This window comes from Erwinia sp. B116, assembly GCF_002865965.1.
GTDB lineage: Bacteria > Pseudomonadota > Gammaproteobacteria > Enterobacterales > Enterobacteriaceae > Erwinia.
The window spans coordinates 36,784-59,824 of record NZ_JRZZ01000026.1 but is presented as its reverse complement, the minus strand read 5'-3'; the positions used below and the strand labels follow the sequence as shown (position 1 = coordinate 59,824).

Genomic DNA, 23,041 nt, shown 5'->3' with positions numbered 1-23,041 from the left:
AGAACTTCCTGAACCTCTCAACACGCTGGCCTGTAAGCCGTTGTTCCGTGTCGATGGAGGCGCATTATAGGGAGCCGCTCCGGGAACGCAAGTGGAAATCTTAAATTATTTTCCACTTGCTCAAAGTTCACTCGCAACGCTGCATTTTAAGACTGTTTGATGCGTGCAGGCAGCTCTTTCAGACTGTTGAGCACCCAATCCGCTGCACTTTCACCTTCTGCAGTGACGGGTTTACCGCTACGGACTAATACTTTTTTACCGACTCCGGCAGCGGCAGCGGCCTGCATATCTTCAATTTTATCGCCAACCATATAAGAAGCCGCCATATCAATGTTCAGCTCTTGCTGCGCGGACAACAACATGCCCGGCTGTGGCTTACGGCATTCACACCGCTGGCGCAGCTCTTCTACTATTGCTTCCGGATGATGCGGACAGAAATAGATGCCATCCAGATCGACATCACGATCGGCCAGCGACCAGTCCATCCATTCGGTCAGCTGCATAAACTGATCTTCACTGAACATGCCGCGGGCAATACCGGACTGGTTGGTCACCAGCACCAGCGCGAAGCCCATCGCCTTCAGTTCACGCATGGCGTCGATCGCACCGTCGATAAACTCAAAGCTGTCGATTTCAGAGACGTATCCGTGATCGACATTAATAGTGCCATCACGATCGAGAAAAACTGCCGGAACCTTATTAGCCACTGACTTACTCCTGATAAAGATTTGCCGTCGATTATCGCATGATTAACATAATAAGGAGAACGGGCGTTTGGGCGACTTAGATTGATTTAGACGTCTGGATGCCTTAACATCCACATCAACACCCTTTTAGTGCGGATACACTAAACTGGACACCACGGACAACACCCACCGCGATAATAAATAAATCAATGATTAAACTTTCCCATATCACCAAAGTGTTCCAGCAGGGTTCACGCACCATCACCGCGCTGACCGACGTCAGCCTTGAGGTGCCTGCCGGGCAAATTTATGGCGTTATCGGCGCTTCCGGTGCCGGTAAAAGTACGCTGATTCGCTGCGTTAACCTGTTAGAACGCCCGACATCAGGCCAGGTGCTGGTTGATGGCCAGGACCTGACGCGCCTGTCCGCCGGTGAACTGACGCTGGCACGCCGCCAGATTGGCATGATCTTCCAGCACTTTAACCTGCTTAACTCGCGCACGGTGGCCGGTAACGTCGCGCTGCCGCTGGAGCTGGGCAACCTGTCCAAAGCCGATATCGCTCAGCGTGTGACTGAACTACTGGAACTGGTTGGCCTTGCGGATAAACGCGATGCCTGGCCCGCTAACCTCTCCGGCGGACAGAAACAGCGCGTGGCGATTGCCCGTGCGCTGGCCAGCAACCCGAAAGTGCTGCTGTGTGATGAAGCCACCAGCGCGCTGGACCCGGCAACCACCCGTTCGATCCTCGAGCTGCTTAAAGACATCAACCGGCGTCTGGGCATTACCATTCTGTTAATCACCCATGAGATGGACGTGGTGAAACGCATCTGCGATCGGGTGGCGGTGATCAGCAACGGCCAGCTGATCGAGCAGGACACGGTAAGCGAAGTGTTCTCTCACCCGAAAACCCCGCTGGCGCAGCAGTTTATCCAGTCAACGCTGCATCTGGACATTCCGGAAGACTATCTGCAGCGCCTGACCCCAACGGCAACCGGCGGCAAGGTGCCGCTGCTGCGCATGGAGTTCACCGGTCAGTCGGTGGATGCCCCGCTGCTGTCGGAGTCCGCGCGTCGGTTCAACGTTAATAACAACATTATCAGCGCGCAGATGGATTACGCCGGCGGCGTGAAGTTCGGCATTATGCTGGCCGAGATCCATGGAGAGCCGCAGGACACCGCAGCGGCCATCGCATTCCTGCATGAGCATCACGTAAAGGTAGAGGTATTAGGTTATGTCTGAGGCAATGATGTGGTTAATGGGCCGCGGCATTTGGGAAACCCTGATGATGACCTTTGTCTCCGGCTTCTTTGGTTTCGTACTCGGCCTGCCGGTCGGGGTGCTGCTGTACGTGACGCGTCCGGGGCAGATTATCGCCAACCCGGCGGTGTATCGCGTGCTTTCGGCAACGGTCAATATCTTCCGCTCTATTCCGTTTATCATCCTGCTGGTCTGGATGATTCCGTTTACCCGCGCCATTGTCGGTACCTCGATTGGCCTGCAGGCGGCGATCGTGCCGCTGACCGTGGGTGCCGCGCCCTTTATTGCGCGTATGGTGGAGAACGCGCTGCTGGAACTGCCGGGTGGCCTGATTGAGGCCTCACGCGCGATGGGTGCCACCCCGCTGCAGATCGTGCGCAAAGTTTTACTGCCGGAGGCGCTGCCGGGTCTGGTCAATGCCGCTACTATTACTCTGATTACTCTGGTGGGCTACTCGGCCATGGGCGGCGCGGTCGGTGCCGGCGGGCTCGGGCAGATTGGTTATCAGTACGGCTACATCGGTTACAATGCCACGGTGATGAACACGGTATTGGTTCTGCTGGTCATTTTGGTGTATTTAATTCAGCTCTGTGGCGATCGCATCGTTCGTGCGGTTACTCACAAGTAAACATAACGGTAAGTTCTCTCTATTTAAGGAAGGGATATGTCTTTTAATCTTAAAACGTTTGCCGCCGTTGGCGCGCTGATCGGCTCACTGGCACTGGTGGGTTGCGACCAGAAGGCCAAAGATCCAAACCACATTAAAGTGGGTGTGATCGTCGGTGCAGAGCAGCAGGTTGCTGAAGTGGCGCAGAAAGTGGCCAAAGATAAATACGGCCTCGACGTTGAGCTGGTGACCTTTAACGACTACGTGCTGCCAAACGAAGCGCTGAGCAAAGGTGACATCGACGTTAACGCCTTCCAGCACAAGCCTTACCTGGATCAGCAGATTAAAGACCGCGGCTATAAGCTGGTCTCCGTCGGTAACAGCTTCGTCTACCCGATCGCCGGTTATTCGAAGAAAATCAAATCGCTGGATGAACTGAAGGCCGGCGATCAGGTGGCTATCCCTAACGACCCGACTAACCTTGGCCGTTCACTGCTGCTGCTGCAGAAAGTAGGTCTGATCAAGCTGAAGGATGGCGTGGGCCTGCTGCCAACCTCGCTGGACGTGGTAGAGAACCCGAAAAACCTGAAGCTGGTTGAGCTGGAAGCCCCTCAGCTGCCGCGCTCGCTGGACGATCAGCAGATCGCCCTGGCGGTGATCAACACCACTTACGCCAGCCAGATTGGCCTGACTCCGGCAAAAGACGGCATCTTTGTTGAAGACAAAGACTCTCCGTACACCAACCTGATCGTGGCCCGCGAAGATAACAAAGACGCGGAAAACGTGAAGAAATTCGTGCAGGCCTATCAGTCTGACGAAGTGAACGACGCCGCGAACAAAGTGTTCAACGGCGGCGCAGTGAAAGGCTGGTAAGTTCAGCCGACGGGCGGCTCCGGTCGCCCGTTTCTCTTTCTCCTCTCCCCTTGCCTGACCGATTCCCTGCGACTCCTCCGCTCTCTGCTTGTTATTTCCCTGCTGGCTTGGTTCAATAACGCCACTTTTTACTGAACATAAGGATTCCCCATGCGTGCTTTGCCGCTTTGTCTGTTAGCGTTCGCGCTGACAGGGTGCTCACTGGTGCCTAAACCTTACAAACCGGTCACCCCGCTGCCGCCGTCAACGCAGGCAGAGCCGGAACGCACCAAAACGGCTCCGCGCCCTGCCCCGGTGAAGCTCTATACCGATGCTGCGGACCTGGTCAGCAAACCGTTCCGCGATCTGGGTGAAGTCTACGGGGAAGACTGCCAGAGCAGCGCCCAGGACTCGCCGCCGAACCTGGCGACCGCGCGTAAGCGGCTGCAGGTGCGTGCCTCCGGCATGAAGGCCAACGCGGTGCTGGTACACAAGTGTGAGATCGTCACCTCTGCTCCGGGTTGCTACCGCCAGGCGATTTGTCAGGGCTCAGCCCTCAACGTTGCCAAATAAACGCTCCTGCGCGGGCGACCTCTTTGCGTGGCCGGCCTCCTCTCTGGCAGGCCACTTCACCGCATTCAGCCATGACGAGTAAAGCCACTATGTCCACTTTTTCCTTCCAGCAGATCGGCACTATTCACTCCCCGTGGAAGGAGAAATTTGCCGTGCCCAGACAGCCCGGCCTGATTGCCGACGGCGGCGGCGAACTGCGTTTGCTGCCCCCCTATAATCAGCCGGATGCGGTCAGGGGGCTGGAGGCGTTCAGCCATCTGTGGCTGGTGTTTGTTTTCCACCAGACGATGGCCGGTGGCTGGCGACCGACCGTACGCCCGCCACGCCTCGGCGGCAACGCGCGCATGGGCGTGTTTGCCACCCGTTCCACCTTCCGGCCGAACCCGATCGGCATGTCGCTGGTCGAGCTGAAGGGCATCCGCTGCGAACAGCAGCAGGTGATCCTCGAACTGGGCAGCCTTGACCTGGTCGACGGCACGCCGGTGATCGACATCAAGCCCTACCTGCCGTTTGCCGAATCGGTGCCGGACGCGCGGGCCGGTTTTGCCCAGCAGGCACCCGCTGCCGATATGCCGGTCATCTTTACCCCGTCAGCACGCGAGCAGCTGCACGGGCAGCTGGCGCGCTACCCGCACCTTGAACGCTTTATCAGCCAGGTGCTGGCGCAGGATCCGCGTCCCGCTTACCGCAAGGGCGAAGAGCCCGACCGCGAATATGCCGCCTGGCTGCTGGACTTTAACGTGCGCTGGCGGGTGACCGCTGCGGGTACCGAAGTCACCGGCATCGATCCGCGTTAATTTTACCGGACATCTTTTGACTCAACGGTCACGCTGTTACACTAGCCGCCAGGATTTTGACACCCTATTTTACCCCCTGGTGAATTCAGCCAGCCTGCGGCCGGCCAAATGACCGATCGGGGGTAGTAGCTTTCCGTTTATATGGAACCTTAACTCATGCGTACTACTCAATACCTGCTCTCCACCCTTAAGGAGACCCCTGCCGACGCCGAAGTGATCAGCCACCAGCTGATGCTGCGCGCCGGGATGATCCGCAAACTGGCTTCCGGTCTCTATACCTGGCTGCCAACCGGCCTGCGCGTGCTGAAGAAAGTTGAAAACATCGTGCGCGAAGAGATGAACAACGCTGGCGCGATTGAAATCTCCATGCCGGTGGTTCAGCCTGCGGACCTGTGGCAGGAGAGCGGACGCTGGGAGCAGTACGGCCCGGAGCTGCTGCGCTTTGTCGATCGCGGCGAGCGCCCGTTTGTGCTTGGCCCGACGCATGAAGAAGTGGTCACCGATCTGATCCGTAACGAACTCAGCTCCTACAAGCAGCTGCCGCTGAACCTGTTCCAGATTCAGACCAAGTTCCGTGATGAGGTGCGCCCGCGCTTTGGCGTGATGCGTTCACGCGAATTCATCATGAAGGATGCGTATTCGTTCCATACCACCCAGGAATCTCTGCAGGAAACCTACGACGCGATGTACCGCGCCTACAGCCAGAGTTTCAGCCGCATGGGCCTCGACTTCCGCGCGGTGGATGCAGATACCGGCTCGATCGGCGGCAGCGCCTCGCATGAGTTCCAGGTGCTTGCCCAGAGCGGTGAAGATGACGTGGTGTTCTCAACCGGTTCCGACTATGCGGCCAACATTGAGAAAGCCGAAGCCGTCGCGCCGGCCGCAGGCCGCGCTGCTCCCGCGGAAGCGCTGAGCCAGTTCGCTACCCCGGACGCCAGAACCATCGCCGAACTGGTGGCCCAGTTTGGCCTGCCGGTGGAAAAAACCGTGAAAACGCTGATGGTGAAAGCCACCGCAGAGAGCGGCCATACGCTGGTTGCGCTGCTGGTACGCGGCGATCACGAGCTGAACGAAATCAAAGCTGAGAAGATTGAGATCGTTGCCGCCCCGTTAACCTTCGCCACCGAAGAAGAGATCCGTGCGCTGGTTAACGCGGGTCCGGGTTCACTCGGCCCGGTCAACCTGCCGATGCCAATCGTCGCCGACCGCACCGTTGCAGCGATGAGTGACTTCAGCGCTGGCGCCAACATCGACGGCCAGCACCTGCGCGGCATTAACTGGGAGCGTGACCTGCCGCTGCCGCAGGTTGCGGATATCCGTAACGTGGTGGAAGGCGACGCCAGCCCGGACGGTCAGGGTACCCTGCAGATTAAACGCGGTATCGAAGTGGGCCATATCTTCCAGCTCGGCACCAAATACTCGGAAGCGATGAAAGCCACAGTTCAGGGTGAAGATGGCCGCAACCAGGTGATGACCATGGGCTGCTACGGTATCGGGATCACCCGCGTAGTGGCGGCGGCCATTGAGCAGAACCACGACGAGCGCGGCATTATCTGGCCGGCGGCGCTGGCGCCGTTCCAGGTAGCGATCCTGCCGATGAACATGCACAAGTCGTTCCGCGTGAAAGACCTGGCCGAAGAGCTGTACGCTACCCTGCGGGCGAAAGGGATTGATGTGATCCTTGATGACCGTAAGGAGCGTCCGGGCGTGATGTTTGCCGATATGGAGCTGATTGGCGTGCCGCACAGCATCGTGATTGGCGAGCGCAACCTCGACAATGAAGAAGTTGAATACAAAGCGCGCCGCAGCGGCGACAAACGCATGCTGAAAACCAGCGAAATCGTTGATTTCCTGGCCGGCGAACTGGGCGTTTAAGCCCGTTCGCTACGCATCAGCCACCGCCTGAGGCGGTGGCTTTTTTTTGCCGCAAGCTAATCGCCCTTCACGCGCCCACGCAACGATTTAGTCGCTGACTGACGCGCTTTGCCTTCCAGCCGGCGTTTTTTCGACGCCAGGGTTGGCCGCGTTGCCCGCCGCGTTTTCTCCACTACCGTCAGCTCCTGAATCAGGTTCTCCAGCCGCTTCATCGCCGCCTCGCGGTTCATCTCCTGGCTGCGGTACTCCTGCGCTTTGATAATCACCACCCCGTCCGGGGTGATCAGATGGTGGCTGGCGGCCAGCAGGCGCTGCTGATAGAACTCGGGCAGGCTGGAGGCGCGGATATCAAAGCGCAGGTGGATAGCGGTTGAACTTTTATTCACGTGCTGACCACCGGCACCCTGCGCGCGGATCGCGGTAATCTCGATTTCGGCATCGGGAATGGTGACGCTACGTGACAAAATAATCATCTGAGCTTCCCGTTTTCCAGCCACTGCTCAAAGGTGATTTCCAGATGATGCGTGTCATCCGACAGCCAGATGGTGCCGTCCTGAATGGTGGCCTGCAGCGTCATGGAACGCGAAGCCAGCGTGGTCAGGGCGCTGAGCTGTTCATCGTTCAGGTAGCGTACCGTCAGGTTGTCGTGTTGCGTCAGCCTGTTCTGATGCTGCTGCCACCACGGCTGCGCCGCACGCCAGTTATAAGCATACAGCCAGACCTGCTGTGAGCGGCTACAGCCTTTTTTGATGCGACGCTCGTCCGGCAGGCCAAGGTCAATCCACACGTCAATGCCGTTGTGATCGTTAAGCTGCCAGAGTTCCGGCTCGTCTTCGGCGCTCAGGCCGCGGGTGAAGCTCAGCCGTTCGTTGGCGTGCACCAGCCAGGCCAGCAGCCGCAGCATCAGACGCTCTTCCGTTTCCGAGGGGTGACGGGCCAGCGTCAGGGTGTGATCGAGAAACACGTTGCGGTCCATATCCGCGACGTTAACCGTGGCTTTGTAAATCGTTGCTTTCAGTGCCATAAGGATCCTTATCGTCGTTGCCGGCTATTGTACCTGATGCACCCGTAAATCACCTGTCGGCTGGCTGATTTCCCATAAATGGCTGTGCTATAGTCGGAGAATAGCCAGAGAAAAAGCTGAAGGAGGTACCTGTGCAACAGTATTGTGAGTTAGTTCGCCGCAAATATGCCGAGATCGGCAGTGGCGCTCTGGGGTACGTGCCGGATCCGCTGGCGTGCGCTTTGAAAGCACTTGATGAGGTAGCGGCCAATCCTGAGCTACACTCTTCCATCAGGGAACAGGCAGCCTTTGCTGCCGCCAACTTATTGGTGAGCGACTATGTTGACGAATGAAGCCTACACCCCGATCAATTGCGATGATTACGACAACCTGGAGCTGGCCTGCCAGAATCAGTGGCTGCTGGCGCTGGAGCTGAAGGACGGTGAAAAGCTGAAGGCGAAAGCCAAAGATATGGTCTCGCGTAAAAACGTGGAATATCTCAGCGTTGAAGAGGCGGGGAGCCTGCGCGACCTGCGCCTCGATCATATCGCCAGCTTCAGCCACCCGGATCTGGGCACCATTGTGGTCAGCGAATCCGACTAACCTGTGCTGCACGGATAGCAACGGGGCGGATGATTATCCGCCCCGTCTGTTTTCAGGGCTGCAACCCGGCGTAATACGCGGCCAGGTCGGCCAGATCCTCATCACTTAATCCCGCCACAAACGCTTTCATCACTTCCGCCTGCCCGCCGCTGCGCCCGCCGGACTTATAGGCCTGTAACGCCAGCTCCAGATAGGGTGCCGGCTGTCCGGCCAGGTTCGGATAGATCGGCGCGACCGCCTTGCCCTGGGCTCCGTGGCAGGCCAGACAGCGCGCCGACTTCTCCTGCCCGCGGCTGGCGTCGCCAGCGGCCAGTGCCGGCAGGCTGGCGGCCAGCAGCAGGGTTAATATCATCTTCATCATTGCTCTCTTAAGGTTACCGGCGCCAGCGGATCTGCCAGGCCGTTGCGACGGACTGCGGCTCGGCTTCACGGGTAATAAACAGGCCCGCGGCGGCCATCAGGCAATCGCCATAAAAAATCAGCGGGATGCGTTCGCGCTGCCAGGGCGGCACCGCCAGCTCCTGCCACAGCTTTTTCAGCGGACGGCTGCCGTTGCGCCCGACGATATGAAAGCGCCCCTGCGCCTGAAAACGCACGCTGACCGCCTCACCAGGCAGCGGCGGGCGCAGGAGAAACAGCACGTCGCCCGGCGGCAGAATATTGCCCGCCGCATCTCCGGACGACAGTGAACCACAGGCATCTGCTGCGGCGAGTGCCGGCAACGTGCCACCACTACCTGACGCGGCCAGCCACGGCCTGGTTACGTCATCAACCGGCAGCAGCGCGATGTCTGTCTGCTGCGCTTCTGGCACCGGCTGGCCGTCCTGATTTAACTGGCTGCCATCCTGCGCCTCCGGCTGCGGGCCAGGCAGAAGCTCACCCAGCCCCCCCGGCAGCGGCAGCGGCTTCCAGGGTGCCGGCCACGGCAGCATCACGTCGCTCACGCTGGCGAGCAGCGGCAGCCAGTACAGCCGTTCGCGAAAGCGGCGCACTTCCGCCTTGCCGATACGCAGACGCGGCTCGGCGTCGGGACGGGCGCATACCACCTCCTGCCACAGTGTTTGCAGCCCGGCGCGCGACGGCATGCCGCCCTGGCAACGGGCAATCCAGCGCCGCATCAGCGCAGAGCGCCGCGCTTCGCTGAGCGATAGCAGCGGTACCACGTCGAGGCTGCCGTCGGCGGCCACCAGCGCCTGTAGCGACTCCGCCAGCAGCTCGTCCAGCAGTTGCTCCTGCTCGCCACATAAGGCCGCGCTGCGCGCGCTGGCGGCGGCGAAGTGCGGCCAGCGCGAGGCCAGCAGTGGCAGCACCTGCAGGCGTAAGAAGTTGCGATCGTAGCGCGGGTCCTGATTGCTCTCATCCTCAATCCAGCACAGCTGGTGCTCCGCCGCCCAGCGCTCCAGCTGACCACGACTTTGCGCCAGCAGCGGTCGCAGGTGACGATGTTCGCCCAGCCGGCCCTCCAGCGGCATCGCCGCCAGCCCGGCCGGGCCGCTGCCGCGCTTCAGCGCCAGCAGCAGCGTTTCGCTCTGATCGTCCTGATGCTGCGCGGTGAGCAGAGTTTCTCCAGGCTTAAGCCGCTGCCGCAACGCCTGATAGCGCGCCGCGCGCGCTGCCGCTTCCACCCCGCCTTCGCGGACGTCCAGCTGCACCCTGACCACCTCGAGCGCCACCTGCCACTGCGCACACTGCTGACGGCAGTGCTCTGCCCAGCCATCGGCATGCGGGCTAAGACCATGGTGGATATGCACCGCACGCAGCCGCAGTTCAGGCCGCTGCCGGCGCAGCAACACCAGCTGATGCAGCAGCACGCTGGAATCAAGGCCGCCGCTGTAGGCCAGCATCACAGCCTGTTCGGCCACCAGCAGCGGTTCAAGATGGGCAAGAGCGGACATGAGATTACCTGAACAGAGTGCGTGAATCGTCGGATGATTGCTTAACCCTCGCGGGGTGAGGGTTAAGGCGCTCTATTCTATGCCTGATACAGCTCTAACGGCAAACCGTCAGGGTCGCTGAAGAAGGTAAACAGCTTACCGGTGAGCGGATCGGTGCGCACCGGCTCACAGGACACCTCATGCGCGGTCAGGTGGGCAATGGCCGCATCCAGGTCGGTGACGCTGAAGGCCAGATGACGCAGGCCGCAGGCTTCCGGGTGAGACGGCCGCGCGGGTGGGAAAGGAAACGAGAACAGCTCAAGGGTATAGGCACCGTTCAGCGCCAGATCGCCTTTCCACGAGTCGCGCGCTTCGCGGTAAACCTCGCCCATCAGCGTGAAGCCAAGAATTTTGGTATAGAACACCTTACTGACGTGGTAATCGCTGGCGATAATCGCCACGTGGTGCACCTTCGTTAACGTTAAACCCGACATGTTAGCTCCTTACAACGGATAGTCAGCCCCCTGCCGCGCGCAGCGCCAGAGGGGCGGTATGACAGCATCTTACGCCAGCGGGCCCTGCCGCAGTACTCGCACCTGATACTCGCCCTCCTCCGTCAGGGTCGCACCGTGGATGTCGGTTTCAAAGCCCGGATACTGCTCGCCGATACTGCACAGCATTAACAGGAAATCGAGCACCGCGCGGCTCTCTTCGGTGATCGTCTCACCCGGCATCACCAGCGGCACCCCCGGCGGATAGGGCAGGATCATATTGGCCGACACCCGCCCGATCAGCTGGCCGATCGGCACCGTTTCCACGTTGCCCTTGATCTGCTGCTGGAACATCTGGTGTGGCGTAAGTCTCATTTCCGGCAGCATAGCGAAGGCCTTTAACATCAGGCGCGGCAAATCATGCTGGCGGATCAGGCCATGGATGCCCGCCGCCAGCGTCTGAATGCGCATGTTGCGGTAGAAGTCAGGGTCTTGCGCATAGAGATCCGGCAGCATGTTCTTCACCCGCAGGTTCAGGTCATAAGCACGTTTAAACTCGGTCAGGCCGCGCAGCAGGCTCATCGCTTTAGTTTTATCAATGCCGATGCTGAACAGGAACAGCAGATTATACGGGCCGGTTTTCTCCACCACGATGCCGCGCTCGTCGAGGAACTTCGCCACCAGCGCGGCCGGGATCCCCTCACCGCTCATCTCACCCAGCTCGCTCATGCCGGGGGTGAGGATCGTCACCTTGATCGGATCGAGGTACATATGATCGGCATCCGCATCGCGGAAGCCGTGCCACTCCTCCTCACCCGGCTGGATCGGCCAGCAGGCAGGCTGATCGATGCCGTCCGGCTGCCAGATATCGAAGAACCAGCCCTCTGACTCTTCACGCAGCCGCTGGACTTCGCGGCGGAAGTGCAGCGCCCGTTCCACCGAACGGTTAATCAGCCGCCGCCCCGGGTTGCCGCGCAGCATCGCGGCGGCGGTCTCAATCGACGCGACGATGGCATAGTTGGGCGAGGTGGTGGTATGCATCATATAGGCTTCATTAAAGGTCTGCTCGTCGTAATCCCCCTTAATGTGGATCAGCGAGGCCTGTGAAAATGCCGCCAGCAGCTTATGGGTCGACTGGGTTTCATAGATCACCTTACCCGGCGTGCGTTCGCCGCTCATGCCGCTGAGCCCCTGATAGATCGGATGAAAGTTGGTATAGGGCACCCAGGCCGAGTCAAAGTGGATCGAAGGCACCTCCAGCGTCTCTTTGATGTAGCGGGTGTTGTAGAGCAGCCCGTCATAGGTGGAATTAGTGATCACGGCGTGCACCGGCCAGCTGGCGCGCGGCGTTTCTGCAACCTTAAGCGCGATACTTTCTCGGGTAAATTCGCGTTTCGGAATGCCGCCGAGGATGCCCAGCGCGTTGCGGGTCGGTTTCAGCCAGATCGGCACAATATCGCTCATCATCAGCAGATGGGTCAGCGACTTATGGCAGTTCCTGTCCACCAGCACGGTGCTGCCCGCCGGGGCGGACACCATGCCGACGATCTTGTTTGAGGTCGAGGTACCGTTAGTCACCATATAGCTCTGCTCGGCGCCGAAGGTGCGGGCGATATACTCTTCCGCTTCCAGATGTGGCCCGGTGTGATCGAGCAGCGAACCGAGCTCGGTGACCGAGATCGAGATATCGGCCTTCAGCGTATTGGCACCGAAGAAGTCGTAAAACAGGCAGCCGACCGGGCTCTTCTGGAAGGCGGTGCCGGCCATATGTCCCGGCGTGCAGAAGGTGTATTTTCCCTCTTTGACGTAGTTAAACAGCGCCCGGGTCAGCGGCGGCGTAATGGTCTCCAGATACTCATCCGTATACTGACCAATGTGCTGGGCGATATCTTCGGCGGCGTTCAGCGCGTACTCAAAGAACCACAGCGTCATGCGCATCTCGTTGATGCTGACGTCCATCGTTGAATGGGTGTTGATAAAGGCGTAAAGCGGCAGGTACTCGTTCAGCTGGTTCAGTTCACTGCACAGCTCGAGGCTGTACTCATCCCAGTCGAAAATCACGCCGCAGATGCGGGGATTATGCTCAACCAGCTTAATCAGCCCGCTGGCCTCCTGCAGCCAGATGGTCTGAAAACCGCGGGCTTTTAACGCGGCGTCCAGTTCACGGATCGGTTCATCTTTATAGAATGCGTTATGCGGCCCGACGATCGCGATGATATTCAATGCTTACCTCCATGCGCCGCGGGCAAGCCCTGCCCGCGGCGATTAAAAAGGCTAAGCATAGCGGATCGTCGGTTGCTCTGCTCAGCCGTTGGGGTAGGCCTGGGCGATGCGCGTCTGGGCGGCCATCGACAGCTGTGCCGCCACGTCCTGCAGCACGTAGAGATCGCGGCGGCGCGTCCACGGCTGTGCCGATCGCCGATCATACCAGCGCGGCAGCGCGATCCCACGCGGGGCAAAGCCGTGGATCCGGCGCCCACGGCAGGTAATGATGCAGCGTTTAACGTGATCGTGATGGCCAATGATGGCAGCATTGCCCGCCAGCGTCGGATCGTTAGCAAAGTGGTTTTTCAGAATCGTCTCCACCACGCCGTCGGTGCTCAGATAGACCAGCGTGCCCTGCGCATCCCAGTACGGTTCGATAGAGATAATGGCATGGCGGGGGATATCCGCGAACTCCGGCGCCAGCAGGCAGCGGGCGATCTCCCACTGCAGGTACATCGGCAGCGCTTTTTTGCGATACACCGCCGCGCAGCAGTGCGCCAGCACCCTGTTCATCGGGCCGGGCAACGCCAGCTTATTCGGGTCGTTCTGCGGATTGGGCCGATTGCCAAAGGCAAAGCCTATTACCAGGCTGGCTGCGGCAATCTCGTCTTTCGGTGGGGCCATCATAAAGCCGGCATCGACAATCGCGGGTGCCAGCAGTTCTGCGGTGGACCGATCCTCCAGCTCCAGCGCCAGCCGGTCCGTTGCCAGCGGCAGAAACTCCGACGGCCGTGGCGAGTGCGGCGGGACGGCACAGCCGTTCAGCGCCGCCGCCGCCGGCAGAGAGAGCAGCCCGAAGGCCAGCTTGCGTCGGTTAATATCCATGTTCACCTCGTCCTTTGCGTTATCAGAAACCGCAGACTAACCCAGTGGCCGCCGGGCCTCTATGCGATGAATGTTGAAAAAAAGGCATAAAAAAAAGGGCCCCAGGGGCCCTTTCGTGTGCAAAGACGGTTAACGATTACGCGTAGCCGTAACTCATCAGGCGCTGGTAACGACGATCCAGCAGCTCGTCTTTGGTCAGCACGTCCAGTTCGGCAAGATCGGCCAGCAGCTGCGCTTTCAGCGATTCGCCAATCACCAGCGGATGGCGGTGCGCGCCACCCAGCGGTTCAGGGATCACCGTGTCAATCAGCTTAAGCTCTTTCAGACGCGGAGCGATGATGCCCATCGCTTCGGCGGCCAGCGGTGCCTTATCGGCGCTTTTCCACAGAATTGAGGCGCAGCCTTCCGGTGAAATCACCGAGTAGGTGCTGTACTGCAGCATATTCACTTTGTCGCCGACGCCGATGGCCAGTGCACCACCGGAACCGCCTTCACCGATTACCGTACAGATCACCGGCACGGTCAGGCCGGACATCTCACGCAGGTTACGGGCGATAGCTTCGGACTGGCCGCGCTCTTCCGCGCCAACGCCAGGGTAAGCGCCCGGGGTGTCGATAAAGGTGATAATCGGCATATTAAACCGCTCGGCCATCTCCATCAGGCGCAGCGCTTTACGGTAACCTTCCGGCGCGGGCATACCAAAGTTACGACGGATCTTCTCTTTCGTTTCACGCCCTTTCTGATGACCAATGATCATCACCGGACGGCCGTTGAGACGCGCGGTACCGCCAACGATGGCTTTATCGTCGGCAAAAGCACGATCGCCGGCCAGTTCGTCGAAGTCGGTAAACACGTTACGGACATAGTCCAGCGTGTACGGTCGCAGCGGATGGCGCGCTAGCTGCGCGATCTGCCAGGCACCCAAATCTGAGAAGATTTTACGCGTCAGCTCAACGCTTTTATCGCGCAGACGCTGTATCTCTTCATCCAGATTAATATCCAGTTTTTCATCCTGACGGCCAACCGACTTAAGCGAATCAATTTTCGCTTCAAGCTCTGCGATTGGCTGTTCGAAATCCAGGTAATTAAGACTCATAATAATCCTGTTTTAGTCAAATTCCAGTTCCACCTGCTCCGATCCTATCAACGACCGAAGATCGTTTAACAAACGATCGCTCGGCGACACGCGCCAGGTTGCACCGAAGCGCAACTTCGCCCGCGCATCCTCTCTCTGATAGTAGAGATGTACCGGAATTGTCCCCGAACGATGGGGTTCCAGGGATTGACGGAGACGGTTCAAAAGCTGGTCATCAATTTGCCTGTCCGTCAGCGAGATAGCAAGCCCACGTGCATATTTTTCACGGGCTTCATCGATGTCCATCATATCGCGGGCCATCATTTTAAGCCCGCCGTTGAAGTCATCAAAGCTGACCTGTCCGCTGACGATCAGGATACGGTCTTTCTCCAGCATATGCTGGAACTTATCCAACGCATCTGTAAACAACATCACTTCCAGACGACCGGAGCGGTCGTCCAGGGTGCAGATGCCAATACGGTTACCGCGTTTTGTTACCATTACGCGGGCCGCCACCACCAGACCGGCCGCCGTGGTCATCTTGCCGCGATCGGTCGGGTGCATGTCTTTCAGGCGCTGTCCACCGACATAGCGCTCAATTTCTTTCAGATACTGGTTAATCGGATGCCCGGTTAAGTAAAGACCTAAAGTCTCCCTTTCGCCATCCAGCTGGATCTGCTCCGGCCACGGCGTCACGTCGGCATACGACTTCTCTACCTGCTCCGGCGCCTCGGCCAGCACGCCGAACATATCGGCCTGCCCTGTCGCCTCTGCTTTAGCGTGCTGATCGGCGGCCTTCAGCGCGTCCGGCAGCGCGCTCATCAGCGCGGCACGGTGCGGGCCAAGCCGGTCAAACGCGCCGGACATAATCAGTTTTTCCAGCACCCGCTTATTCAGCTTTTTGGTGTCGGTGCGCGCGCAGAGGTCAAACAACTCGCGGAAATAGCCGCCCTCGTTGCGTGACTCAATAATCGCTTCAATCGGGCCCTCGCCGACGCCCTTAATCGCGCCGATGCCGTAAACGATCTCACCGGCTTCGTTGACGTGGAACTGATAAAGGCCGGAGTTAATGTCCGGCGGCAGCACCTTCAGCCCCATCCGCCAGCACTCGTCCACCAGGCCAACCACTTTCTCGGTGTTATCCATATCAGCGGTCATTACTGCCGCCATAAACTCCGCCGGGTAGTGCGCCTTCAGCCACAGCGTCTGGTAGGAGACCAGCGCATAAGCGGCAGAGTGCGACTTGTTAAAGCCGTAACCGGCGAATTTTTCCACCAGGTCGAAGATTTTGATCGCCAGCTCGCCGTCAATGCCGCGCGATTTCGCACCATCCTCAAAGCCGCCGCGCTGCTTGGCCATTTCGACCGGGTTCTTTTTACCCATCGCACGGCGCAACATGTCCGCGCCGCCAAGACTGTAGCCCGCCAGCACCTGGGCAATCTGCATCACCTGTTCCTGATAGAGGATGATGCCATAGGTCGGTTCCAGAACCGGCTTCAGCGACTCATGCTGCCACTGAATATCCGGGTAGGAGATCGCCTCGCGCCCGTGCTTACGGTCAATAAAGTTGTCGACCATCCCCGACTGCAGCGGCCCCGGACGGAACAGCGCCACCAGGGCGATCATATCTTCGAAACAGTCCGGCTTCAGGCGCTTGATCAGATCCTTCATGCCGCGGGATTCCAGCTGGAATACCGCGGTGGTTTCCGAGCGTTGCAGCATATCGAAACTTTTCTGATCTTCAAGCGGGATCGTCGCAATATCGACAGGATCCAGCCCTTCTTTGGCGCGCCGGGCGTTGATCATCGCCAGCGCCCAGTCGATGATGGTCAGCGTGCGCAGGCCAAGGAAGTCGAACTTCACCAGGCCTGCGTACTCCACGTCGTTCTTGTCGAACTGGGTGACCGGGAACTGGCCGTTCTCATCGCAGTATAGCGGCGCAAAATCGGTGATTTTAGTCGGCGCGATCACCACGCCACCGGCGTGTTTACCGGCGTTACGCGTCACGCCTTCCAGTTTGCGCGCCATATCGATCAGCGCCTTGACCTCTTCATCCGCCTCGTAGATTTCCGGCAGCTGCGGTTCGGCGGCAAAGGCTTTTTCCAGCGTCATGCCCGGGTCAGGCGGCACCAGCTTGGAGATGCGGTCAACGAAGCCGTACGGGTGGCCCAGCACGCGGCCAACGTCGCGGATCACCGCTTTGGCGGCCATGGTACCGAAAGTGATGATCTGCGAAACCGCTTCACGGCCGTACATTTCCGCCACGTGCTCAATCACGCTGTCGCGCTTCTCCATACAGAAGTCGATGTCGAAGTCGGGCATGGAAACACGTTCCGGGTTAAGGAAACGTTCGAACAGCAGGTCGAATTCCAGCGGATCGAGGTCGGTGATTTTCAATGCGTAGGCGACCAGCGACCCGGCACCGGAGCCGCGCCCCGGTCCGACCGGTACGTCGTTATCCTTCGACCACTGGATAAATTCCATAACGATCAGGAAGTAGCCCGGGAAGCCCATCTGGTTAATCACGTTGAGCTCAATATCCAGACGCTCGTCATACTCCGGGCGGCGGGCGGCGCGCACCTCAGGATCGGGGAACAGGAACTCAAGCCGCTCTTCCAGCCCCTCCTGCGACTTCAGCACCAGGAAATCTTCGGTGGTCATCTCACCGGTTGGAAACTGCGGCAGGAAGTACTCGCCCAGGCGGATGGTGACGTTGCAGCGGCGGGCGATCTCTACGCTGTTTTCCAGCGCTTCCGGGATGTCCGAAAACAGCTCACACATCTCCTCTTCGCTGCGCATATACTGCTGCGGGCTGTAGTTACGGGGACGTTTCGGATCGTCGAGGGTAAAACCGTCGTGAATGGCCACGCGAATTTCATGGGCGTCAAAGTCGGTTTCTTGCAGGAAACAGACCTCGTTGGTGGCCACCACCGGAATGCCCTCGGCAATCGCCAGTTCCACTGCCGCGTGCAGGTAACTCTCTTCATCCGGCCGCCCGGTGCGGATCAGCTCAAGGTAGTAGCGATCGGGAAAATGCTGCTGATAGAAGCCGAGACACTCGGCGACCATCGCGGCGTTGCCGCGCAACAGCATTTTACCGACGTCGCCACGGCGGCCGCCGGAGAGCAGGATAATCCCCTGCTGATGTTCGGCCAGCCAGTCGCGATCGATGGTCGGCCCTGCCGGGCCATAGCCGCGCTGATAGGCACGGGAGATCAGCAGCGTCAGATTCTGATAGCCATCATTATCGGCCGCCAGCACGGTGATCTGCGACAGTTCATCGCCCATTGCCACGCTGGCCACGTTAAAGTCAGCGCCGATAATCGGTTTCATCCCCTGACCGTGCGCGGTGCCGTAAAATTTCACCAGCCCGCACAGGTTGGTGAAATCGGTGATGCCGATGGCCGGCATATTCATCTTCGCCGCGTGTTTCACCAACGGGTTCGTCTTCGCCAGTCCATCGATCATGGAGTAGTCACTGTGCACGCGTAAATGAATAAAACGGGGTTCGGCCATCGGTGATCCTGTTAACGCAGAAGAGAAGAATTACAGCGCGCGCGTCGCAGCAGCAGCGACGTCAGCGTCGATCAGCACGTTACGTACCGGGGCGAAGCTGCGGCGATGGTACGGCGTGGCGCCAAAGCGGGCGAGCTTTTCCAGGTGCAGCGCCGTCGGGTAGCCTTTATGCTGGGCAAATCCGTACTCCGGGTACTGCAGATCCAGCCCGGCCATCTCACGGTCGCGCGTGACCTTAGCGATAATCGACGCGGCGCTGATTTCACGCACCAGACTGTCGCCCTTAACGATCGCCTGCGCCGGCATCGCCAGCGCCGGGCAACGGTTACCGTCGATCAGCACAAAATCAGGCGTCAGGTGCAGGCCTGCCACCGCCCGCTGCATCGCCAGCATGGTGGCATGCAGGATATTGAGCCGGTCGATCTCATCCGGCTCAGCGCGCCCGAGGCTCCAGCTTAACGCCTTCTCTTTAATCTCATCGTATAACGCCAGGCGGCGTTTTTCCGACAATTTTTTTGAGTCGGCGAGGCCTGCGATCGGCCGGGCCGGGTCGAGGATCACCGCAGCGGTGACCACCGCACCGACCAGCGGGCCGCGGCCCACCTCGTCAACGCCGGCAATCAGCCGCGCGTCAGGGTAGATAAAGTCACTCATGGGCACAGCTCCAGTACTGCCGCAGCCGCCTGCTGGTCTGCATCCCAGCGGATCTGCTGATGCAGCTCTGCGAAGGTGGCCAGCAGGGCATCACGGGTATCACCGCCGCTGAGCAGCGGCTCCAGCGCCGCCGCCAGCCGATCGGGCTGGCACTCATCCTGCAGCAGCTCTGGCACCAGCTCTCGCCCGGCCAGCAGGTTAGGCAGCGAAACGTAGTCAGTTTTTACCAGCCGCTTCGCCAGCCAGAAGGTGAAGGGCTTCATACGATACCCCACCACCATCGGACATTTCGCCAGCATGCACTCCAGCGCGGCGGTGCCGGAGGCCAGCAGTGCCGCATCGCTGGCAACCATCGCCGCACGGCCCTGGCCATCCAGCAGGTGCATCGGCAGGTCCGGTGCCACCTGCGCTTTGATCAGCTCAAACTGTTCGCGGCGTTTCGGATTAACCAGCGGCACCACGATCTCCAGCGCCGGATGCTTGTCACGCAGCAGCATCGCGGTTTTCAGGAAGTCGGCGCTGAGCATCTCGACTTCCGCACCGCGGCTGCCAGGCAGCAGCGCCAGGCACAGCGCGTCCGGGGCGATGCCCAGTTCGCGGCGCGCGGCCTGCTTGTCGGCCACGATCGGCATCGCATCAGCCATCGTGTGGCCGATAAAACGGCACGGCACGTTGAAGCGATCGTAGAAGGCTTTCTCAAACGGCAGGAACGCCAGCACCAGATCGGTGTTGCGACCAATTTTGAACACCCGCTTCTGCCGCCACGCCCACACCGACGGGCTGACGTAGTGGATGGTGCGGATGCCCCGCTGCTTCAGGCGGCCTTCCAGGGTGATATTGAAATCCGGGGCGTCGATGCCGACAAACACGTCCGGCTTCAGCGCGCTGAAACGGCGGGTCAGGTCACGGCGGATCTGCAGCAGGCGACGCAGGCGGCCGAGCACCTCAACGATGCCCATTACCGCCAGCTCTTCCATCTCATACCAGGCTTCACAGCCCTCGGCCTGCATCAGCGGCCCGGCCACGCCGATAAAGCGCGCGTCAGGATGCTGCTGTTTCAGCGCGCGAATCAGGCCGGCACCAAGAATATCGCCGGAGGTTTCTCCGGCGACGAGGGCAATCGTTAAGGGACGCTTAGGCATGAGTTAACGAATCAGGCCCCGGGTGGATCGCGCAAAGAAGTCATAGAACGGCTGGACTTCAGGATGCACTTTCGCAATCTCGGCAATCTCAGGCTTCACTTCATCCAGCGTTTTACCGCTGCGGTAAAGTAGCTTGTAGGCAGCACGAATGGCGTGTAGCGCCTCTTTACTGAAGCCACGACGCTGCAGGCCCACCAGATTGATGCCGAACGGCGTCGCATGGTTACCCTGCGCAATCACGTAAGGCGGAACGTCCTGCGCCACACCGGAGCAGCCGCCGACCATCACGTGCGCACCGATAATGCAGAACTGATGCACCGCCGTCATGCCGCCGATAATCGCATGATCGTCGACGACAACATGGCCGGCCAGCGTCGCATTGTTGGCCAGGATGCAGTGGTTACCCACCACACAGTCGTGCGCCACGTGGGTATTGACCATCAGCAGGTTATCACTACCCACTTTCGTCACGCCGTCAGCCTGCACGGTGCCACGGTGGATGGTCACGCTTTCACGAATGCGGTTACGATCGCCAATTTCAACGCGGGTTGGTTCGCCGGCGTATTTCAGATCCTGATTCGCTTCACCAATCGAGGCGAACTGATAGATGGTGTTGTCTTTACCGATGCGGGTATGGCCGTTGACCACCACATGCGATTTAAGAACGGTACCGTCGCCAATTTCGACGTTGGCACCCACCCAGCAGAACGGGCCAATCTGAACACCGGCACCAATAATGGCGCCCTCTTCAACGATCGCCCCTGGATGAATTACGGCGGTGCTGTCAATCACGAATTAAGCCTCCCGGCTGCGCGCACACATCATGGTTGCTTCGCAGACAATTTTACCGTCTACGGTCGCCACGCCTTTAAAGCGCGTCAACCCACGGCGGGTTTTCTCGAAGGTGACTTCCATGATCATCTGGTCGCCTGGCACGACCGGGCGCTTGAAGCGCGCTTCGTCGATACCGGCAAAGTAGTACAGCTCGCCCGGTTCCAGTTTACCCACGCTTTTAAACGCCAGGATACCGGTGGCCTGTGCCATCGCTTCCAGGATTAGCACACCCGGGAAAATCGGTTTACCAGGGAAATGGCCCTGGAAAAACGGTTCGTTGACCGAGACATTCTTTACCGCACGCAGGTATTTGTTCTCTTCGAACTCAATCACGCGATCGACCAGTAAAAACGGGTAACGGTGCGGTAAAAGTTCGATAATCTCTTCAATCTTCAGAGTATGAGTTTCAGTAGTCAAAATACTCTTCCTGTCCTAAAAATTCTGATGGTATCAATAACACGGCCTGCAACGATGGTTACATCGTTCGCAGGCCGCAAATCTTGTCTGTACGCAGCTTTCCCTGCTTAGCATGTTGTAATTATGAAAGCCGGTTAGCGTGCTGGTGTATGCGCTTAGTCGTTAGCAACCTTACGCTCGACGGCTTTTAAGCGTTTGCTTAACTCGTCGATGTTCATCACCAGCGCCGCAGTTTTGCGCCAGGTTTTATTGGGCTGCAGCGGGATCCCGGAGGAGTATACTCCAGGTTCAGTGATCGGTCGCATCACCATTCCCATCCCTGTAACGGTAACTTTGTCACAAATTTCCATATGACCATTGATCACGCTGGCACCGCCAATCATGCAATAGCGGCCGATTTTCAGGCTACCGGCCATGATCACACCACCTGCAACTGCGGTATTGTCGCCGATTACCACGTTATGGGCAATCTGACACTGGTTATCTATGATAACACCATTCCCGATTTGGGTGTTATCCAGCGCACCGCGATCGATAGTGGTACAGGCACCGATTTCGACGCGATCGCCGATAATCACGCTGCCCAGCTGCGGAATTTTAACCCAATTGCCGCGATCGTTGGCATAACCGAAGCCATCTGAGCCGATCACCGTGCCCGACTGAATCAGGCAGTCAGTACCGATCTGCACCTCATGATAGATCGATACGTTGGCCCACAGACGGCTACCGGCGCCGATTCGGGTGTGTTTACCGACGAAACAGCCAGGTCCGATAACCACGTTATCGCCCAGCACCACGCCGGACTCAATGACCGCATTGGCCCCGATGGCAACGTTGTTACCCAGGGTAGCGGTGGCATCAATGACCGCGCTCGGCGCAATATGGCTGGCCGGCTGTGGGGTGGTATCCAGCAGCTGTGCCATACGAGCGTAGGTCAGGTAAGGGTTTTTCACCACCAGCACCGCACCGGTGAAAAATTCACGGTCGGCTTCCGTTAACACTACGGCAGAGGCCTGGCACTGGGCCAGCTGTTCGCGGTAACGGCTGTTGGCAAGAAAAGTGATCTGTCCCGATTGGGCGGATTGCATAGAAGCAATGCCGGAGATGGCGAGATCGCCATCTCCGTGCAATTCTGCATCCAACTGCTGGGCTAAATCAGCCAGTCGAATTGAAGACATGGTTTTATTTAACCTGTTTCAGAACATCAGCAGTGATGTCTTTAGATTTACCGGCGTAAGCCACAGCGTTCTGATCGATAACCACATCGTAGCCTTCGCTGTCAGCCACTTTCTGCACAGCATCCTGGATACGGCTCAGGATTTTGTTACGTTCTTCGGTCTGGCGACGACGGTTATCCTGCTCAAAAGCCTGCGCTTTGGTTGAGAACGCTTCACGCTGAGCCATCACGTCTTTTTCCGCGCGGCTGCGGTCAGCGGCCTTCATGGTTGACGCATCACGCTGCAGGCGCTGCATTTTAGTCTGCAGGTCGCGCTCCATGTTTTGCAGTTCGGTCGCACGGCCTTTGAACTCGTTCTCAAGCTGCTTCGCAACGGTCGCACGCGCTGGTAACTGTTGGAAAATGCTGGAAACGTTCACCACTGCAATTTTATCAGCAGCCTGAGCACCGGCGGAAACCGCCAGAGCAATACCCAGACCTGCGGCACACAACAACTTTTTCACTATAAACTCCTTA

Annotated in this window: 24 protein-coding genes; 8 read left to right on the top strand and 16 right to left on the bottom strand. The window is 58.9% G+C overall.

The features are described 5' to 3' along the window. Positions 1-146: 146 nt before the first annotated feature. A complete protein-coding gene (gene gmhB, locus NV64_RS16480) occupies positions 147-707 on the bottom strand; it encodes a D-glycero-beta-D-manno-heptose 1,7-bisphosphate 7-phosphatase (RefSeq protein WP_101506335.1) in 561 nt (186 codons plus the stop codon). A gap of 188 nt (positions 708-895) precedes the next feature. Here gmhB and metN point away from each other — a divergent pair, with 188 nt between their 5' ends. The 6 genes from metN to proS all read left to right on the top strand — a co-directional run bounded on the left by metN (position 896) and on the right by proS (position 6,649). Next, entirely contained in the window at positions 896-1,927 is a 1,032-nt protein-coding gene (gene metN / locus NV64_RS16475) for a methionine ABC transporter ATP-binding protein MetN (RefSeq protein WP_101506334.1), read from the top strand. Continuing rightward, positions 1,920-2,573, top strand: a complete 654-nt coding sequence (locus NV64_RS16470; protein WP_056236344.1) for a methionine ABC transporter permease MetI — start codon at positions 1,920-1,922, stop codon at positions 2,571-2,573. The genes metN and NV64_RS16470 overlap by 8 nt, the downstream gene beginning before the upstream one ends. A 36-nt stretch (positions 2,574-2,609) precedes the next feature. Then, positions 2,610-3,425 carry a MetQ/NlpA family lipoprotein gene (locus tag NV64_RS16465; protein ID WP_056236342.1) on the top strand — a complete coding sequence of 272 codons (816 nt, stop codon included), beginning with the start codon at positions 2,610-2,612 and terminating at the stop codon, positions 3,423-3,425. A gap of 150 nt (positions 3,426-3,575) precedes the next feature. Beyond that, positions 3,576-3,977, top strand: coding sequence for an Rcs stress response system protein RcsF (gene rcsF / locus NV64_RS16460; RefSeq protein ID WP_056236340.1), 402 nt, complete (start codon positions 3,576-3,578; stop codon positions 3,975-3,977). A gap of 89 nt (positions 3,978-4,066) precedes the next feature. After that, complete coding sequence (gene tsaA / locus NV64_RS16455) at positions 4,067-4,774, top strand: tRNA (N6-threonylcarbamoyladenosine(37)-N6)-methyltransferase TrmO (protein ID WP_056236401.1); 708 nt, start codon at positions 4,067-4,069, stop codon at positions 4,772-4,774. A 156-nt stretch (positions 4,775-4,930) separates the two neighbouring features. Next, the gene (gene proS / locus NV64_RS16450; RefSeq protein ID WP_056236338.1) at positions 4,931-6,649 is read left to right on the top strand and encodes a proline--tRNA ligase; all 1,719 of its coding nucleotides are present in this window, start codon (positions 4,931-4,933) and stop codon (positions 6,647-6,649) included. A gap of 56 nt (positions 6,650-6,705) precedes the next feature. Here proS and arfB read toward each other — a convergent pair whose 3' ends face one another. Both arfB and NV64_RS16440 read right to left on the bottom strand, forming a co-directional pair. Then, complete coding sequence (gene arfB, locus NV64_RS16445) at positions 6,706-7,122, bottom strand: alternative ribosome rescue aminoacyl-tRNA hydrolase ArfB (RefSeq protein WP_056236336.1); 417 nt, start codon at positions 7,120-7,122, stop codon at positions 6,706-6,708. Continuing rightward, positions 7,119-7,673, bottom strand: a complete 555-nt coding sequence (locus NV64_RS16440) for a YaeQ family protein (protein WP_056236335.1) — start codon at positions 7,671-7,673, stop codon at positions 7,119-7,121. Before NV64_RS16440 ends, arfB begins: the two co-directional genes overlap by 4 nt. 131 nt (positions 7,674-7,804) lie before the next feature. Here NV64_RS16440 and NV64_RS16435 point away from each other — a divergent pair, with 131 nt between their 5' ends. Beyond that, entirely contained in the window at positions 7,805-8,005 is a 201-nt protein-coding gene (locus tag NV64_RS16435; RefSeq protein WP_056236333.1) for a YaeP family protein, read from the top strand. Then, a complete protein-coding gene (gene rof / locus NV64_RS16430) occupies positions 7,992-8,255 on the top strand; it encodes a Rho-binding antiterminator (protein ID WP_056236331.1) in 264 nt (87 codons plus the stop codon). The genes NV64_RS16435 and rof overlap by 14 nt, the downstream gene beginning before the upstream one ends. A gap of 52 nt (positions 8,256-8,307) precedes the next feature. Here rof and NV64_RS16425 read toward each other — a convergent pair whose 3' ends face one another. The 13 genes from NV64_RS16425 to skp form a co-directional block, all read right to left on the bottom strand. Further along, positions 8,308-8,613 (bottom strand): cytochrome c, encoded by a 306-nt coding sequence (locus tag NV64_RS16425; RefSeq protein WP_056236400.1) that lies wholly within the window; start codon positions 8,611-8,613, stop codon positions 8,308-8,310. Between the two features lie 16 nt (positions 8,614-8,629). Then, complete coding sequence (gene tilS / locus NV64_RS16420; protein ID WP_233209010.1) at positions 8,630-10,150, bottom strand: tRNA lysidine(34) synthetase TilS; 1,521 nt, start codon at positions 10,148-10,150, stop codon at positions 8,630-8,632. Positions 10,151-10,227: 77 nt separating this feature from the next. Next, the gene (locus NV64_RS16415) at positions 10,228-10,623 is read right to left on the bottom strand and encodes a VOC family protein (RefSeq protein ID WP_101506333.1); all 396 of its coding nucleotides are present in this window, start codon (positions 10,621-10,623) and stop codon (positions 10,228-10,230) included. 69 nt (positions 10,624-10,692) lie between these two features. After that, a complete protein-coding gene (locus NV64_RS16410) occupies positions 10,693-12,843 on the bottom strand; it encodes a lysine decarboxylase LdcC (RefSeq protein ID WP_056236326.1) in 2,151 nt (716 codons plus the stop codon). An 81-nt stretch (positions 12,844-12,924) separates the two neighbouring features. Beyond that, positions 12,925-13,710, bottom strand: a complete 786-nt coding sequence (locus NV64_RS16405) for a hypothetical protein (protein WP_056236324.1) — start codon at positions 13,708-13,710, stop codon at positions 12,925-12,927. A 136-nt stretch (positions 13,711-13,846) separates the two neighbouring features. Further along, positions 13,847-14,806, bottom strand: a complete 960-nt coding sequence (gene accA, locus NV64_RS16400; RefSeq protein WP_056236322.1) for an acetyl-CoA carboxylase carboxyl transferase subunit alpha — start codon at positions 14,804-14,806, stop codon at positions 13,847-13,849. A 12-nt stretch (positions 14,807-14,818) separates the two neighbouring features. Next, positions 14,819-18,301: a DNA polymerase III subunit alpha gene (gene dnaE / locus NV64_RS16395; protein ID WP_101506332.1), complete on the bottom strand. Its 3,483-nt coding sequence runs from the start codon at positions 18,299-18,301 to the stop codon at positions 14,819-14,821. Positions 18,302-18,331: 30 nt separating this feature from the next. Then, positions 18,332-18,955 (bottom strand): ribonuclease HII, encoded by a 624-nt coding sequence (gene rnhB, locus NV64_RS16390; protein WP_056236319.1) that lies wholly within the window; start codon positions 18,953-18,955, stop codon positions 18,332-18,334. Beyond that, entirely contained in the window at positions 18,952-20,097 is a 1,146-nt protein-coding gene (gene lpxB / locus NV64_RS16385) for a lipid-A-disaccharide synthase (RefSeq protein ID WP_101506331.1), read from the bottom strand. Before lpxB ends, rnhB begins: the two co-directional genes overlap by 4 nt. 3 nt (positions 20,098-20,100) lie before the next feature. Beyond that, the gene (lpxA, locus tag NV64_RS16380; RefSeq protein WP_056236316.1) at positions 20,101-20,889 is read right to left on the bottom strand and encodes an acyl-ACP--UDP-N-acetylglucosamine O-acyltransferase; all 789 of its coding nucleotides are present in this window, start codon (positions 20,887-20,889) and stop codon (positions 20,101-20,103) included. Positions 20,890-20,892: 3 nt separating this feature from the next. Continuing rightward, positions 20,893-21,348 (bottom strand): 3-hydroxyacyl-ACP dehydratase FabZ, encoded by a 456-nt coding sequence (gene fabZ / locus NV64_RS16375; RefSeq protein ID WP_056236314.1) that lies wholly within the window; start codon positions 21,346-21,348, stop codon positions 20,893-20,895. A gap of 155 nt (positions 21,349-21,503) precedes the next feature. Further along, on the bottom strand, positions 21,504-22,526 hold the full coding sequence (gene lpxD, locus NV64_RS16370; protein ID WP_101506330.1) for a UDP-3-O-(3-hydroxymyristoyl)glucosamine N-acyltransferase: 1,023 nt from the start codon (positions 22,524-22,526) through the stop codon (positions 21,504-21,506). Positions 22,527-22,530: 4 nt separating this feature from the next. Beyond that, positions 22,531-23,028 (bottom strand): molecular chaperone Skp, encoded by a 498-nt coding sequence (gene skp, locus NV64_RS16365; RefSeq protein WP_056236310.1) that lies wholly within the window; start codon positions 23,026-23,028, stop codon positions 22,531-22,533. Positions 23,029-23,041 lie beyond the last annotated feature (13 nt).